The 15,693-nt window shown below is 48.5% G+C and carries 17 protein-coding genes and 1 tRNA gene; 7 read left to right on the forward strand and 11 right to left on the reverse strand.

The window, feature by feature from the left end; all coding sequences use genetic code 11:
• The first annotated feature begins 1 nt into the window (after position 1).
• Positions 2-520, forward strand: coding sequence for a fimbria assembly protein (sfmF, locus tag QNN86_RS04020; protein ID WP_414210665.1), 519 nt, complete (start codon positions 2-4; stop codon positions 518-520).
• Between the two features lie 37 nt (positions 521-557).
• On the opposite strand, the gene fimZ is transcribed toward sfmF, so the two are convergent.
• The 4 genes from fimZ to fimW form a co-directional block, all read right to left on the reverse strand.
• Positions 558-1,190: a fimbria biosynthesis transcriptional regulator FimZ gene (gene fimZ, locus QNN86_RS04025; protein ID WP_414210666.1), complete on the reverse strand. Its 633-nt coding sequence runs from the start codon at positions 1,188-1,190 to the stop codon at positions 558-560.
• A 590-nt stretch (positions 1,191-1,780) separates the two neighbouring features.
• Positions 1,781-2,503: a fimbria biosynthesis regulator FimY gene (gene fimY / locus QNN86_RS04030; RefSeq protein WP_414210667.1), complete on the reverse strand. Its 723-nt coding sequence runs from the start codon at positions 2,501-2,503 to the stop codon at positions 1,781-1,783.
• Positions 2,504-2,525: 22 nt separating this feature from the next.
• A complete protein-coding gene (locus tag QNN86_RS04035) occupies positions 2,526-3,251 on the reverse strand; it encodes an EAL domain-containing protein (protein ID WP_414210668.1) in 726 nt (241 codons plus the stop codon).
• A 164-nt stretch (positions 3,252-3,415) separates the two neighbouring features.
• Positions 3,416-4,009: a fimbria biosynthesis transcriptional regulator FimW gene (fimW, locus tag QNN86_RS04040; protein WP_414210669.1), complete on the reverse strand. Its 594-nt coding sequence runs from the start codon at positions 4,007-4,009 to the stop codon at positions 3,416-3,418.
• 37 nt (positions 4,010-4,046) lie between these two features.
• Between fimW and QNN86_RS04045 the strand changes: the two genes are divergently transcribed.
• The gene (locus QNN86_RS04045; RefSeq protein ID WP_414210670.1) at positions 4,047-4,226 is read left to right on the forward strand and encodes a hypothetical protein; all 180 of its coding nucleotides are present in this window, start codon (positions 4,047-4,049) and stop codon (positions 4,224-4,226) included.
• 39 nt (positions 4,227-4,265) lie between these two features.
• Positions 4,266-4,342, forward strand: a tRNA-Arg gene (locus tag QNN86_RS04050).
• Positions 4,343-4,500: 158 nt separating this feature from the next.
• On the opposite strand, the gene uspF is transcribed toward QNN86_RS04050, so the two are convergent.
• A complete protein-coding gene (gene uspF / locus QNN86_RS04055) occupies positions 4,501-4,929 on the reverse strand; it encodes a universal stress protein UspF (RefSeq protein ID WP_414210671.1) in 429 nt (142 codons plus the stop codon).
• 445 nt (positions 4,930-5,374) lie between these two features.
• On the opposite strand from uspF, the gene QNN86_RS04060 reads away from it, so the two are divergent.
• Both QNN86_RS04060 and QNN86_RS04065 read left to right on the forward strand, forming a co-directional pair.
• Positions 5,375-6,469: a NapC/NirT family cytochrome c gene (locus tag QNN86_RS04060; RefSeq protein WP_414210672.1), complete on the forward strand. Its 1,095-nt coding sequence runs from the start codon at positions 5,375-5,377 to the stop codon at positions 6,467-6,469.
• Between the two features lie 21 nt (positions 6,470-6,490).
• Positions 6,491-8,935 carry a trimethylamine-N-oxide reductase 2 gene (locus QNN86_RS04065; protein WP_096757982.1) on the forward strand — a complete coding sequence of 815 codons (2,445 nt, stop codon included), beginning with the start codon at positions 6,491-6,493 and terminating at the stop codon, positions 8,933-8,935.
• 78 nt (positions 8,936-9,013) lie between these two features.
• Here QNN86_RS04065 and QNN86_RS04070 read toward each other — a convergent pair whose 3' ends face one another.
• The 6 genes from QNN86_RS04070 to cusR all read right to left on the reverse strand — a co-directional run bounded on the left by QNN86_RS04070 (position 9,014) and on the right by cusR (position 13,669).
• Positions 9,014-9,817 carry an MBL fold metallo-hydrolase gene (locus tag QNN86_RS04070; RefSeq protein ID WP_181618838.1) on the reverse strand — a complete coding sequence of 268 codons (804 nt, stop codon included), beginning with the start codon at positions 9,815-9,817 and terminating at the stop codon, positions 9,014-9,016.
• 80 nt (positions 9,818-9,897) lie between these two features.
• Positions 9,898-10,149 carry a membrane lipoprotein lipid attachment site-containing protein gene (locus tag QNN86_RS04075; RefSeq protein WP_096757980.1) on the reverse strand — a complete coding sequence of 84 codons (252 nt, stop codon included), beginning with the start codon at positions 10,147-10,149 and terminating at the stop codon, positions 9,898-9,900.
• Positions 10,150-10,163: 14 nt separating this feature from the next.
• Positions 10,164-10,670, reverse strand: a complete 507-nt coding sequence (locus QNN86_RS04080) for a hypothetical protein (protein ID WP_117342170.1) — start codon at positions 10,668-10,670, stop codon at positions 10,164-10,166.
• Positions 10,671-11,073: 403 nt separating this feature from the next.
• A complete protein-coding gene (locus QNN86_RS04085; RefSeq protein WP_181619456.1) occupies positions 11,074-11,400 on the reverse strand; it encodes a copper-binding protein in 327 nt (108 codons plus the stop codon).
• Positions 11,401-11,544: 144 nt separating this feature from the next.
• Positions 11,545-12,996: a Cu(+)/Ag(+) sensor histidine kinase gene (locus QNN86_RS04090; RefSeq protein ID WP_414210673.1), complete on the reverse strand. Its 1,452-nt coding sequence runs from the start codon at positions 12,994-12,996 to the stop codon at positions 11,545-11,547.
• The gene (gene cusR, locus QNN86_RS04095; RefSeq protein ID WP_096757976.1) at positions 12,986-13,669 is read right to left on the reverse strand and encodes a copper response regulator transcription factor CusR; all 684 of its coding nucleotides are present in this window, start codon (positions 13,667-13,669) and stop codon (positions 12,986-12,988) included. The genes QNN86_RS04090 and cusR overlap by 11 nt, the downstream gene beginning before the upstream one ends.
• 181 nt (positions 13,670-13,850) lie before the next feature.
• Here cusR and QNN86_RS04100 point away from each other — a divergent pair, with 181 nt between their 5' ends.
• Positions 13,851-15,233, forward strand: coding sequence for an efflux transporter outer membrane subunit (locus QNN86_RS04100; RefSeq protein ID WP_181618840.1), 1,383 nt, complete (start codon positions 13,851-13,853; stop codon positions 15,231-15,233).
• A 32-nt stretch (positions 15,234-15,265) separates the two neighbouring features.
• Positions 15,266-15,613 carry a cation efflux system protein CusF gene (cusF, locus tag QNN86_RS04105; protein ID WP_181618841.1) on the forward strand — a complete coding sequence of 116 codons (348 nt, stop codon included), beginning with the start codon at positions 15,266-15,268 and terminating at the stop codon, positions 15,611-15,613.
• Positions 15,614-15,693: the final 80 nt, after the last annotated feature.

The following is a 15,693-nucleotide window of genomic DNA, read 5'->3' on the forward strand; positions in this document are numbered from 1 at the left end:
AATGGTCATTCGCATACTGTTGGTGGTTGCTGCCGTGCTGTCGTTTACCTCGCTAAGTCGGGCGGATACGTCGTTGGGCGAGATCAATATTGAGTTGCGCGGTAATGTAGTGGACTTTACCTGTGCCGTGATTGCCAGCGACAGCAATAAATACGTGGACCTCGGTACCTGGCCGACAAAGCAGTTAAAAACCAGTGGTGATACCACCCAACCGGTTCCTTTTTCGCTAAAGCTGGAAGGCTGCCCGCCTGGGTCGGCGTCAATCACCTTTTCCGGTACGCCGGCAGCGGGTACCACGCTACTGGCGCTGGATAATACGGCGATGGCGCAAAAGGTGGCGATTGAACTGCATGACAGCGATCGTACACGGTTGCCGCTCGAACAGGCGAGCCAGACGGTGAGTATTGACGAAAATGGCAATGCCACACTGACCTTTTTCGCCAACTATATTGCCTTAGCGGATGGGGTCCAGCCCGGACTTGCCAGGGCTGATGCGACGTTTATGATCAACTATAACTGACCACTCACTCCCGAACGTCATCTCGTCGGGAGTGGGGTTACATTAATTCATGCATTTTCGCGTAATCGATCAGCTCGACAATGGTATGCAAACCAAGTTTAGAGTAGATATTGGCTTTGTGCGCACTGATCGTTTTATTGCTGAGTAATAGCTGCTCTGCAATTTCTTTATTGGATAACCCATTTGCCAGATAACGTAGCACCGTGACCTCGCGATTGGAAAGCGGCATGTCATTCAGCTCTCCTTTACTTATATTAATGTTATTAATAAAGTTAAGCGTATCTGACGGGAAAAAAGAATAACCGGATAAGATCATTTTCACCGCATTGTAGATATCATTCAGGTCCTTGCGTTTACTGACAAAACCATTTGCACCTGCCCGGATAGCGCGTCCGGCGTAAAAAGATTCTGATTTTGAGGACAGAAACAGAACCCGCGTCTTTTCCTGCAGTGATTTAATTCTCTTGAGTAGGGTAAATCCATCGGCACCAGGCAGTTCAATGTCCAGAATGACGAGATCGACAGGATAGGTGCGTAGGTGATCAATTGCTGTACGACTGTCGTCAGTTTTCAGTACCACTTCGATATTACTATTTTTTTCGAGCAGCACTTCTATCGACATTCTGACAATAGGGTGTTCGTCCATAATGATAACGGATGCTGGTTTCATTGTTGTATGCCTCAAACTGTTCGTGTATCTTGCGATTTTGATAAAACATCAGGCGTTATTAATATTGTCAAATAGCCAAGGGTTGTTCTGCGAGAAGAACCGAATAAATAAGACTTCATCCTTGTTTATTCAGCCGTTCTTGGTAAGAACAATGAGTGTGTGGAATATCCATTTCACACCAGGAAAAATTTACAATTAATCATTAAACAGTAGGGATTATACCTACTCTACTCATTCGGAAAAGTCTTGCGGTAAGTAACTTCTTAATGGCTGTTACGATATCCTGAAAGATCCCGGTATGTTTGCGATTGTTAGTATTATTTTCCTGTTGTTTTAATTATGGCAGATTGAAAGTTTTTTTAAAATACTAAAAACAATACAACAGGCTGATTGTTTAGGTTTTGTTAAGGCGGTCGTCGGCGGCCATTATGACATAATGCACAGAGTTAGTAGGGTTAAGTACGGTCCACGTGGTAGGCATAATACCAGGACGAGTTGTAAATATTAAAATTATGTAAAAAATACATGGAGTTTCTCAGCGGTAAATAAGTAATTTCTTAAAAAATCTTATTTCACATAGGGTTATGGTGTTAAATTAAATGATGAGAGGTAACGTCGAGACGGTGTATCAGATGCAAAAAACGTTGACGGTGTGGCAATCCGAGGTACGTAATCAGTTGATTCAGACGATAGATAATGCGGTGGTAAGGCCGGTTCTGTAACTGGGCAATCTTTTTTAAGGATTCACCTTGCAATAGTAATGAAACCATCTCCCAGTCAGCCAGTTTTAAACGCGAAGAATGAATATTATTTAGATTTGGCGATAATAAAGCGTGACGTATGTCTGCAAGGCGCTGACGGCGGGGGAGAACATAAAAAGGACCGGTCATGGCAATAAATTTACCCAGACTTTCGTCATTATCGTTGAGTAATAAAAAAATCTGTATGTCATTACGCTGTTTAACCAGCAGGCGTAACTGTTGGATCGTCTCGAAATACGAGAATGGCAATCCTTCCATATCAATCACTAACTGACTGGATTCGGGGGATTGCAGACTGTCGAGCGCCGACTCAAAATTCTGGAAAACAGCCGTACGGGTACCTGAAAATAAATAGCGGTTCAGTGTAAATGCGAGATAGTAATCAGTGGTGATAATTGCCTGAGATACAGTGTCTCCCGGTAATGTATAATTGATTTTTTGTGCCAGATACTCAAGCCGGTCAAATACCTGCGGCGCACAGTGATGATATTGATGGGTACAGTGAGTGTTTTGTAAACGGCGATGTCGTTCCCTACGTAGTACACTGCGCATCCTTCCTGTTTTCCTTTCCGTTTTATTTCTCCTGCCCTGGATAAATGGCGGGCCATAAATACCCCTGCCCCAATTTTGCGCCGGCTCGCTGGGCAATTTCCTTGTGAGTTTGGGTTTCAATCCCTTCGACAATCACCTGATTTGCGATTGCTTGTCCTTTCTTAATGATCTGCTGGAGCCTGCTGGGTTTTTTACTCAGAGTCCAAAAGGTATTTTTATCCAGTTTAATGCCTGACAGGTGCCAATTAGCCTCAATGAATGCGATGAGTAATTCTTCATTGACGTCATCCATCCAGATAGGGGTGCCTGACGCTTCAACATGCTGCATAGCGTTATACGCCACATGGCGTTGAGTAACATTGAGCAAAAGGAATGTAGCAGGGTCCTGTATTTCGATGACAAGGTTAGGTGGATACGTAACATCACGCCAATGAAATGACGTCCAGTTCAGAAAGGCCTTCATCGGCAGGTTCAGTGAATAAACGTAGCCGGGCTGATAATGTACGATGTTGGCTATTTGGCGATAAAACAGGCTTTGTTGTTGTGCGAAAGAAAGTTGGCGAAAATAGTTCTCGCTATTCATTTTTCGCGGGAGGTGGGTCAGGACTTCAAAACCGTATCGGTGTGAAGTCGATAACTCGACAATGGGTTCTAATTTCAGAGTTGAAAGTAGAACGCTAGCATCTTTTTTTATTGAAGGATGTGCGTACTTATATTTATCATTGAACAATAGCAGGCTCGGTATCATGATATTCTCCCACGCGGAGCAAATATTACCGAGAGTGTTTTATTTTTACCCCGGAAATAACACATAGGCATTATTGTGGCAGCATAGAAATGGGGGCAGTAGGCGCATATACTTAATTGCACATGAGACATTTCTCATAAAGTTTCCAGCGCATAAGAAACGGTTCAATTTTGTAGAAAACTCAGGTTAACCCTGATGTATCTTAAGAATTGTTGTTCATTTTTCACCTGCAGTTTTCTCATAATACTCCGACGCGTTACCTTCGCTTCTACCTCACTGAGTGCAAGACGCTGTGCGGTTTCGGCGGAGGTATATCCGCTGGCGAGGAACATTAAAAACTGACGCTCTGCAATGGAAAAGTTGCGGGTGGTGCAGTAGTGACAGATGGTGGCAGGGACGCTGGAACGGAGTGCGCGTTTTTGCAAAATGAGTACCATTTTTTTGCCGATCTCTTCGACATCATCTTCGCGATAAATCAGCGGTAGCATGTACAGGCAGGGCCTGAACATCAGCTTATCTTTATCGCATTTGCTGCAAATAATGACCCGATGTTGGTGACGGGTGTGGCGGGGAATTTCGTAACAGCCCGCGCTGAGCCACTCTTCATCCAGCGATAAAAAGGCGATGTCTGCACGATCGATATCGTCGACAGGCAAGAAGCAAATCTCCTGACGCCACTGATTCGTCAGACGAGTAATGATGATTTTCAGACCATGTTCGAAGTGACTATTTTCGTCTTTGATGGCGATACTTAACATTGAAGGGATCCTAAACCGCAGGGAAGGGTGTAGGAGAATGTTAAGCAAAATCATTAATTTTCTAAATACATTTAACCTTAAACCGGGCTTTACGGCGCCTCAGTTGTTACCAGGTGATTTCCTGGATACCCGTGGACGAACAGAAAAAACCACCATTCGTACACTTCGCAAGCAACCAGAACAAAAGGCATTGACTCAGCAGGCGCTGACCGTATAATTCACGCGTTTCATCCGCATGAAGTTTTCACTTCGCAATGCGCCCTTAGCTCAGTTGGATAGAGCAACGGCCTTCTAAGCCGTAGGTCGTAGGTTCGAATCCTACAGGGCGTACCATTTTACAGCATTCCTCTCTAATCATCCCTGTCGTATTCGCCATTGCAACAAACCGCCATTCGCTCCGTATTTGACTTTTTCTGCGAGACTCTGGAAATCCGAAACGAATAAGAACGGGAGCTGATTCGCTCCCGTATGTATGGTCTTTTGTCGGCATGTCACCGCACTACAAGCACCGGGCATTTTGCGTGGCGCACCACAGCGGAGGCCGTTGAGCCCAGCAGATAAGTGCTAAAACCCGGCTTATGCGAACCGATGATGACGAGTTCTGCATCTACCTCTTCCGCTAACTTTAAGATCTGATCTTTAGGCGGGCCGTAAACGACGTGCAGTTCCGTCCTGCCGGCTGGAATGTTGAATTGTTTAACAATCTCTTGCAGCTTTTCGGTGGCCTTAGCTTGAATGCCACTTCTGTCCGGGAATTCATTGGAGTAGGCCAGTCCCAGTGATGCGTAGAATGGGACAGTAGGGATAACGGCTAAAAAATGGACCTTTGCGGTTTTTGCGTGCGCCTCGACCTGTGGGATCACCTGACGCGTTACATCGGTTTCAGAGATATCAATCGGCACCAGAATAGAACGATACATATTCACCACCTCTTGTTTGTTATACCGCCATCCTGAGTGTAGCGAATTGATAACCTGTATAATAAGCAGCCAGATCAAGAATAGGTGCTTATCTCCCGATCTCATACCTGGTGAAAGAGATTCATTTTTTTCCTTTCCATTATGTATTTATTTATATAACGTAGTGTTTTTTGGGGGGGATAGATGCCCCTGGACTGGGTCTTCCACTTTTTACACTGATATTTTATTTAATAATGGGTTATTAAACTTATCGCCAGGTTTATTGTTCTGTTTTTATGTTGAATTTTAAAGAAAAACCTCTGTTGTAATAAATATGCGATCGCCTTCAAACTTGCCTATCTGCTGATTCTCATTTCCTTCTGGCCTTGATGAATATCAATAAGTAACCCAGCCAGTGTAATTACTGTCTACCTATTAAAGGGTAGGTTGCCTGTGGGAATGAAAAATGAGAAAAATAAATAAAACTATTCTATGGACAATGCTGCTGTGCATTGTTCTGGGGGCTGTGATCGTTTTGGCTGGGCAATGGACATTACATAAAACGTCGAGTACTGAATTTTGTCTGTCATGCCATACGATGCAAGCGCCTTATGAGGAATATACCGGTTCGGTCCATTTTCAAAATAAGAAAGGTATTCGCGCTGAATGTGCGGATTGTCATATTCCACAAGGTGGACTTGATTTCCTGGTTGCCAAACTCCGGGCAACAAAAGATGTTTATCATCAGTTCGTTACTAAGAAAATTGATACCCCAGAAAAGTTTGAAGGACATCGCCTGGAAATGGCGCAAACCGTGTGGGCGCAACTGAAAGCCAGCGACTCGGCGACTTGTCGCAGTTGCCACAGTATGGATGCGATGGATCTTGCTGCACAAAGCGCCGATGCGCAGAAAATGCACAAAATGGGGATTGCGGAAAAACAAACCTGTATTGATTGCCACAAAGGCGTCGCTCATTTCCCTCCTGAAATAAAAATGGATGACAGTGCCCTAAAAGGGCTCGAAGCACAGTCTGCCTCCACGCCTGCAACGGCAGAAAAACTTTATGCCGTCAGTAATACCCCGCTCGGGGATCTGGGAACGGTTTATCCGGCGACCCAAATGCAGGTACTGAAATCAATGGAAAATTCACGGCTGGTGGAGATCCGCGGCAGCCAGATGCAGGGAAGTGAACAGGTTATTTACTACGCGGCTGGGCAGCGTTTGATCCTTGCAAGCCTCAGTGAAAAAGGACAGCAATCGCTCAAGGTTCTCTCCGACTGGAAAAAGGATGACTACGGCAATACGTGGCGGGACGTGGCTCTGCAAGGAGAATGGAGTGGCTCCGCGCTCGCCAGTCGTGAACCGATGTGGGATTACGCCCGCAAGCTCGACAATGTGTATTGCGCAGGTTGCCATGCACCGATTCCTGCTAATCACTTTACGCTCAACGCCTGGCCTTCAGTGGCAAAAGGGATGGGCGCGCGCACCAATATCAGTGAAAACGAACTGGATATCCTGAGCCGTTACTTCCAGTACAACGCGAAAGACATGAACAAGTAAGCGATAACACCAGGAGAAATCATGAAACTCACAAGACGTGACTTTATCAAGACGGCTGGCGCGGCAACCGGGACTATGGCGATTTCTTCGGTGATCCCGATGCCAGCCTGGGCGGAAGGCCAAAATGGCGGGGCAATCCTGACGGCCGCACGTTGGGGAGCTGTGTATGTGGAAGTAAAAGACGGCAAGGTTGTTTCTTCAAAAGGTGCATTACCGAAAACAGTACCGAATTCATTACAACAAACTGCGCCGGACCAGGTGCACACCAATATCCGCGTAAAATATCCGATGGTGCGCAAAAGCTATCTGGAAAATCCGGGTAAAGCGGACGGCAAACGCGGCAGCGATCCTTTTGTGCGGGTGAGTTGGGAGCAGGCGCTAAAACTGATTCATGAACAGCATAGCCGGATCCGCAGCAGTTACGGTCCAGCCGCGGTATTTGCTGGCTCTTACGGTTGGCGCTCCAGCGGGGTTTTGCATAAAGCACAAACGTTGCTGCAACGTTATATGAGCATGGCGGGTGGATATGCCGGGCATACCGGGGATTATTCCACCGGGGCCGCGCAGGTCATCATGCCCTACGTTGTGGGATCGGTTGAAGTCTACGAACAGCAAACCACCTGGCCTATGGTGCTGGAACACAGCCAGGTCGTAGTGCTGTGGGGTATGAACCCGCTGAATACATTAAAAATTGCCTGGAGCAGTACGGACGAACAAGGTATCGAATATTTTAATCTGCTGAAGAAATCAGGGAAAAGCGTCATCGCAATCGATCCGATGCGTTCTGAAACGATTGAATTCTTTGGGGATAATGCCACCTGGATCGCGCCTAACATGGGCACTGACGTTGCGATGATGCTCGGCATTGCCCATACGCTGGTGAAGAAAAATCTCCACGACAAAGCGTTCCTGGAAAAATACACCACCGGATATCCGCAGTTTGAAGAGTACCTGCTGGGCAAGAGTGACAGTATTGAGAAAACTGCCGCATGGGCATCAGGTGTGTGTGGCGTACCTGCGGAACAGCTGGAGAAACTGGCAGACATTTTCTCCAGCAACAAAACCATGCTGATGGCAGGGTGGGGGATCCAACGTCAGCAATACGGTGAGCAAAAACACTGGATGCTGGTGACGCTGGCGGCAATGCTCGGGCAAATTGGTACCGAAGGCGGTGGTTTTGGTTTCTCTTATCACTACTCCAACGGTGGAAACCCGACGCGCACCGGCGGGGTATTACCGGCGATTTCGGCCAAAATTGAGGGCGGCTCGTCAGCAGGAAATGACTGGGCGGTTTCTGATGCCGTGACGAACCTGCCTGTAGCGCGCATCGTCGAAGCGCTGGAGAATCCGGGCGGAAAATATCAGCATAATGGTAAAGAGCAGACCTTCCCGGAGATCAAAATGATTTGGTGGGCGGGTGGCGCTAACTTTACCCATCATCAGGATACCAACCGCTTAATTAAAGCCTGGCAGAAGCCCGAACTGGTTGTTATCTCGGAGTGCTACTGGACGGCCGCAGCCAAACATGCCGATATTGTCCTGCCGATCACCACCTCGTTTGAGCGTAACGATCTGACCATGACCGGCGATTACAGTAATCAGCACCTGGTGCCGATGAAGCAGGTCATTGAGCCGCAATTTGAAGCGCGGAATGACTTTGACGTATTTGCTGATCTGGCCGAAATGCTCAAGCCTGGCGGAAAAGCAGTCTATAGCGAAGGCAAAGACGAAATGGCGTGGCTGAAGCAATTCTACGACGTTGCGCAAAAAGCCGCCCGCGCCCAGCGTGTGGCTATGCCGCAGTTCAACGCATTCTGGCAGCAGAATAAACTGATAGAAATGCGGGAAAATGAGAAGAACAACAAATATGTGCGCTACGCCGATTTCCGCAGCGATCCGGTGATGAACGCGCTCGGTACGCCGAGCGGTAAGATTGAAATCTACTCGAAAACGATTGAGGGCTATAAATACAAAGACTGTCCGCCGCATGCGTCATGGATTGAACCGGATGAGTGGAAAGGTTCTGCGGATAAGGATCAGCTGCAGTTGCTGACGGCGCATCCGGCGCATCGTCTGCATAGCCAGCTGAACTACGCTGCGCTGCGTAAAGAGTACGCGATTGCTAATCGCGAACCGGTGACTATTCACCCGGACGATGCAAAAGCCAGAGGTATCGTCGAAGGGGATTTGGTACGCGTCTGGAATGGTCGTGGACAGGTGCTGGTTGGGGCGCACGTCAGCGATGGAATTAAACCTGGGATCATCTGTATTCATGAAGGGGCCTGGCCAGATATTGAAAACGGTATCTGTAAAAACGGCGGCGCCAACGTATTGACGGCAGATATTCCAACCTCAAGACTGGCGAATGGCTGTGCAGGCAATACCAGTCTGGTGTATGCAGAAAAATATACCGGCGAAGCGCCAAAACTGACCGTATTTGATGAGCCCGCTATCGTTACGATGTAGTGATAGTTAACTCACTCCTGCTACGAAGATAAGACGGGAGCCGCGAGGCTTCCGTTTTCCTTATTGGGTATGCCGTTTTTACTCAGCCAGAACAATCACATCTCCCGTTGCTGGCGCGTCTGTTCCGGGCAGCCAAAAACGTCCCCACGAACCGGTGCAATGACAGCCGAGCAACTTTTCGGGCTTTTGTTGACGGAGAAACCGACGCGTTTTCCACAATTTTTGCGGCGACGCCGCGCGTAAATGAAAGCCGCCGATCAGGGCGTAGATCCTGGTGGTACCCGTAATGTTTTGACAATGGCGGACGATGTTCTCTATTCCTCGATGCCCGCAGCCGGTAATAATGATCAGTCCACGCTCAGACTGATAAATCAATACGCCTTCGTCGGTGATGTAATCCGGTTGGGGTGTTTGCTCCTGAATAACGCCGTAAGCCTGTGGCGTCGGCACGTTTATTTCTCCGGACCACAGAAAGCGCTCGCTAATCGGGAATGGCTCGCGGGTATAGGTCATATGCAGGCGAGAGTAATCATTCTCGCGTGATAATTTTTTGATTTTTTGGCTATATCCGGCAACGGTGATTGCAGAATAACGCTCGCAGGCAATGTGCGGATGGCAGATGACGTGCGTATTATCCGCCAGCCACGGCACGCCGCCGCAGTGATCGTAATGCCCGTGCGAGAGTACCACGGCGGTAAGTTGAGACAGGTCAACGCCCATTCTCGCGGCATTCAGCTTAAAGCTGTCATCCGGCCCGGTATCAAACAAAACAGAGGTTGTTTCATCCTGGACGAGCAGGCTTAACCCAGGGGCTGCCTGCAATGATTTGTCAGCACCGGCAGCGCGCGTGTTTTCAAGCAATACCGTAAGGGTTAAAGCCATACCAGACTCCGGCGTTAAAGCATCATACTGTAACGCACAGAAGGTAAGAGCGCTGTGATCTCAGCGCTCTTCGGGGCTACTCAGCGGCGATAGTACTGGTCGTTGTCGTCGTCATGGCGGTGGTGATGTCGCCAGGCGTGCTGGTTTTCTCTGTCTTCCTGCTCTTGGCGTTTATGCTCTTTATCGCGTTTGGATTCACGATTCTTGTGGTTAGCAATCGCCGTGGCAACCGCTGCAGCGCCTACACCTGCGGCTGCGGCAGACAGGTACGGATGCTCAGCACAGCCTGCCAGGCTGGCCATGATTACCAGTGCAGATATCAGTTTTTTCATTGTGGTGTCATCCGTTATTCACGCACAATCTTGCCAGCGTTACCGGCGTCGCTATCGTTCCAGCTTCCGCGGCCGTTCGCTTTCAGGGTGTAAGTGGCATACCCCACGCGGAAGGTCATCGTATCTTTATAGGTATTCACATCGCGTACTTCATTGCCGTTGATGTAAACGCCGGAATCTTCTACGTGAATATCAACGCTGCGTTGACCGTTTTCAAATTTAGCCACGTAATTACCGGTGAACTTACCGTCGATACCGGCCTGGTCATGATTATCCTGATTACCGCTATTCTGGCGGTCTTCATCATGACGATGATGGCGCTGATGATGGTTTTCCGCATTGTCGATAAACCCGTGATCGCGGTTCCACTCATAGGATTTATTCACATCGCAACCGTTGAGTTCACTCATTTGTGTACAGCCTGAGCGTTCATATTTTTTCTGCATCGCCGGGGTAATGGCGCATGCAGTTGTCGCGGTTGTCAGACCCAGAACAAAGATGGCCAGCAGACGTTTATTCATTCTGTTACTCACTATCATCATTAAATTTATTTATAGGAATATTGATTTTATTGCTGTCATGTTTATGACGGAGAAAGTTTCCCATTAAATATTAACGGTGCATACCAGGGGGATTCCTAATTTATATTTATTGAAGGCGTAAAATCAGGGGGATATGCAACATAATATGTGAGTGATTTACTTATTCTATACAATCTATTTATTTGTCTGCTTGATTTAATAGAATATTAATATTGACATTAATCATGGGGCGAGAGAATGACGGGGGAAATGAGAAGGTGCAGGCTTATTGAGCAGTAAGCCTGCATGCGTGACTCAGTCAGTACTGGTAATACTTTGTTTTACAATATCTTCAAGTTTTTTTAGCGCCTGAATGGCCGGCGTATCCAGAATAGTACATGAGTTATCCCTGCGCGGGGATCTGTTGGCGATGTTTTTCAGCCTGTTGCTGATGTGAAAACGCATGACCATTATTCATTGACTCATGCACGACCATCGCTTTTTCATGCTCATCCATTTGTGAAAATGACGGCGCAACAGTTTTTGTGGACGGACTATTATGCATTTGTGCCCGATGCGCCTGCGCCATTTGCTGATGAGCAGGGGCATCGCTATTATTCATCATTTCATGGGCCATCGCCGCCTGTTGATGGGTATCAACACTTTCTGCGGCATTCACGCCAGCTGAGATAAAAAATGCAATAGCAAAAAAAGAAGACATCTTGTTCATCATATTTCTCCAGTATGGGTTTACGGAAGAAATGATAATAAGCAGGCGCGCTCAGCGAGGTGACAGAATTATGACGGTTACGTCAGATAATCAATAAAGATGCCAGCAGGTCAGCGGATGGCACATTCGTGCCACCCAGCAGGGTTAATTTGCGTGTTTTGGCAGCGTCAGAATAAAGCGGGTGGCGCGGGTGTCAGAGCTGACCGCCACCGTTCCCTGATGGGCCGCGACAATTGATTTCACAATCGCCAGGCCAATGCCGCTCCCTTCACCTTTACGCTGTCGTGACGGGTCCACGCGATAGAAACGGTCGAACAGTCGCGGTAGATGCTCCGCGGCGATGGGCGTGCCGGGATTCTCGACAATGATGTGCACCTGTTCGTCCGCCTCTTTTACCCGTACGGTCACCGACTGGCCCTTGGGAGTGTAACGCATGGCGTTCGACAGCAAATTGCTCAGGGCTCTGCGCAGCATTAACGGATCGCCAGACACCCAGCATGCGCGGCCCTCAAAGCGTAAACTGACTTCACGCTCTTCTGCCCATGCCTCGAAAAAGTCAAACACCTTACCGACCTCATCCGCCAGGTTGAGTGCCGTCTTTTCCGGGATCAATTGATTATTGTCCGCCTGTGCCAGGAACAGCATGTCGCTCACCATCTTCGACATTCGGCCAAACTCTTCAAGATTGGAATAGAGCACATCTTCCAGCTCTTTCTGGCTACGAGGCTGGCTGAGCGCAATTTCCGTTTGGGTGACCAGATTGGTGATGGGGGTGCGGATCTCATGGGCAATATCCGCTGAGAAATTAGACTGGCGTTTAAACACATCCTCGATGCGTTCGATCATATGGTTAAACGACCCAACCAGCTGCTCCAGCTCTATCGGTACGGCCTGGGGATCGAGGCGGACATCGAGATTCTTGGAGGTAATATTCTGGATACGGCGGCTGACGTTACGGATCGGTTCATGACCTTTATAGACGGCGAACAATACGATGAAAATAATCATCATGCTGATCAGCGATGCCGTCATAATCAGCTTGTTTTTCAGATCGTTAATATAGTGCAGATGAAAGTCTATCGATAACGCCATATACAGCGTCCAGGCCGGTTTACCGTCTGCTAACTGGCCTACCGGCAAACGAATCATGCGCCAGTTGGAGGGCGTGTTTTGCCCGTGATCGTGATTCTGTGTGCGTAGCGTGGGGCCGGAGATTAAAAAGACATTATTATTACCGGCGTTTTTATCCGGTTTCGCATGGGCAATAAACTGACGCAGATCCGGCGCACCAGGTGAATGGAAAATGGCTTTTTGGTTAGCATCTTCCAGTGAAATAATAACGTTAGAGTAACCGGAAACCACGTTTTTTAAGATTTCCAGCCGCCGGGATTCCGGTTCGTTGGGTTGATTAAGGATCCGTTCCAGCGTGGTGCTGATCTCTCTTAAATCGTTGATATCCTGCTCGGCAAAATGGACTTTTACCGAGTGGATCATTATCCAGGCGAAGGCGAAAAACGAAGCGATGGTTGCCAGGCTGATAAAAAAGGTCAGTCGCGTGGCCAGCGAAAAAGGGCGCTGCAGGCGTTTAATAGCCATCCGGTACCTCAAGCATATATCCCACACCGCGTACGGTCTGAATCAGCTTCGGTTCAAAGTCATTATCAATTTTGGCACGCAGGCGCTTCACGGCGACGTCAATCGCATTGGTGTCGCTGTCAAAATTCATGTCCCAGACCTGTGAGGCAATCAGCGAGCGGGGTAATACTTCCCCTTGATGGCGCAGGAAAAACTCGAGCAGCGTAAATTCTTTGCTGGTAAGGGTAATGCGGGTGCCACTGCGGGTGACTTTTCGGCTGACCAGATCAACCATTAAATCCGCAACCTGAAACTGACTTTCGACAATCACTGCCGCGCCACGGCGCAGCAGCGTTCTGACCCGAGCCAGCAGTTCGGCAAAGGCGAAGGGTTTCACCAGATAATCATCCGCCCCCAGTTCCAGGCCTTTGACCCGGTGTTCAATCGTGCCCAGCGCGGTGAGGAGAAGAATCGGCATGCCTTTGTTAGCGCTGCGCAACATACGCACGATATCCCAACCGTTCACGTCAGGCAGCATGATGTCGAGGATGATCAGGTCATAATCGCCGGTCATGGCCAGGTGATACCCGTTCAGGCCGTTATCCGCCAAATCGACAACAAAACCGGCTTCCGTCAGGCCCTTCGTCAGGTATTCGCCGGTTTTTTTCTCATCTTCGACGACCAAAATCTTCATCACATTCTCCTTCACCCACTGGCTGTGCGGGTTTCAATTCTAGAGAAGCGGGATCGGATAGCAATGAGTTATTGGGAAAATGACAGCTTTGTCATTTTCCTGTCACCGCTTAAACAGAGTCGATTCGGTAAGGTGCACGGTAATAAATTCACATTCAAGTCCGGTTTGGACGAAAAGAACTATGTGCAAATTTAAGCTTCTTACTCTCAGCGTTGTTTTTATTCTGGCCGGTTGTTCGCTGGCGCCGGAGTATCAGCGTCCGGCAATGCCGATACCGCAGCAATTTTCGTTGAGCCAGAATGCGCTGGTTCAGGCACCACAGGGATACCAGGATACGGGCTGGCGCACCTTTTTCGTTGATGATCAGGTGAAAGCGCTGATTGGCGAGGCGTTGCTGAATAACCGTGATCTGCGCATGGCCACCCTCAAGGTTCAGGAAGCGCGAGCACAATATGGGGTGACGGACGCAGACCGCTATCCGCAGCTTAATGCTGGCTCCAGCGGTACCTATAGCGGCAAATTTAAAGGCGAAACCAGCACGCAGAAAGAATTTGAGGCCGGGCTGAATCTCAGTTTCGATTTGGATTTCTTCGGTCGCCTGAAAAATATGAGTGAAGCCGAACGACAGAATTTCTTCGCCAGTGAAGAAGCGCGTCGGGCGGTGCATATCTTATTAATTTCCAACGTCTCGCAAAGTTATTTCAACCAGCGACTGGCTTACGCGCAGCTGAAAATTGCCGAAGAGACGCTGCAAAACTATCAGCGTTCATACGCTTTTGTTGAGAAACAACTGTTAACCGGTAGCACCAACGTGCTGGCGCTGGAACAGGCGCGGGGCGTAATTGAAAGCACGCGCGCCGATATCGCCAAACGTAAAGGCGAACTGGCGCAGGCGAATAATGCGCTGCAACTGTTGCTTGGCACCTACGGGAAATTACCGGATGACCGGGCGCGCAGCCACGGTGATATCAATGCGGTGACGCTGCCGCCGTCGCTGCCGTCGCAAATACTGCTTCAGCGACCGGATATTTTAGAAGCCGAGCATGCATTAATGGCGGCAAATGCCAATATCGGTGCTGCACGGGCGGCCTTTTTCCCGTCCATCACCCTCACCAGTTCGCTATCGGGTAGCAGCAGTGACCTCTCCAGCTTATTTAATGCCGCCAGCGGCATGTGGAATTTCGTACCCAAAATCGATATTCCGATTTTTAACGCCGGACGTAATCAGTCAAACCTCGATTTGGCCGAAATTCGTCAGCAGCAGTCGGTGGTGAATTACGAACAAAAAATCCAGAACGCGTTTAAAGAAGTGGCGGATGCGCTGGTGTTGCGCCAAAGCCTGACAGATCAAATTACCGCTCAGCAGCGCTATCTGGACTCTTTGCAAATCACGCTGCAACGCGCCAGAGCGCTCTATCAACATGGTGCGGTGAGTTATATCGAAGTACTGGACGCAGAGCGTTCTTTATTTGCCACCCGGCAATCACTGCTCGATCTTAATTATGCCCAGCAGGTTAATGAAATTAGGCTGTTTGCTGCCTTAGGCGGCGGCTGGGTTGAATGATATTTAATTATAAATTCTCAGGAGTATATGACATGAAAACTACCGCTAAAGCCGCTTTGTTTACGTTGTTGTCTGTGGTCATGTTTAACGCTCAGGCCAATGAGCATCAGCATGGCGAGATGATGAATATGCAGCCCGCTGCCCAGCAAGAGCAAGTTATCAGCGCCACGGGCGTGATTGAGTCTATTGATATGGCGAGCAAGAAAATCACCATCAAGCACGAACCTATTCCGGCGGTGAACTGGCCTGCGATGACCATGCGATTTACGCTGGTCCCGGAAACGAAGTCTGACGATATTAAGCCCGGCGATAAGGTTTCCTTTACCTTTGTTCAACAGGGAAATCTTTCTGTATTACGTGAAATTCACGTCAGTCAATAAATAACGCAGTTCGCAGGTCTCTTTTATTCTCATCCGCTTTCTCGGAACGCGGGTGAGACACTCGCGCAATGGAAATCACT

The organism is Citrobacter sp. C348 (genome assembly GCF_047467975.1).
Lineage (GTDB): Bacteria > Pseudomonadota > Gammaproteobacteria > Enterobacterales > Enterobacteriaceae > Citrobacter > Citrobacter gillenii.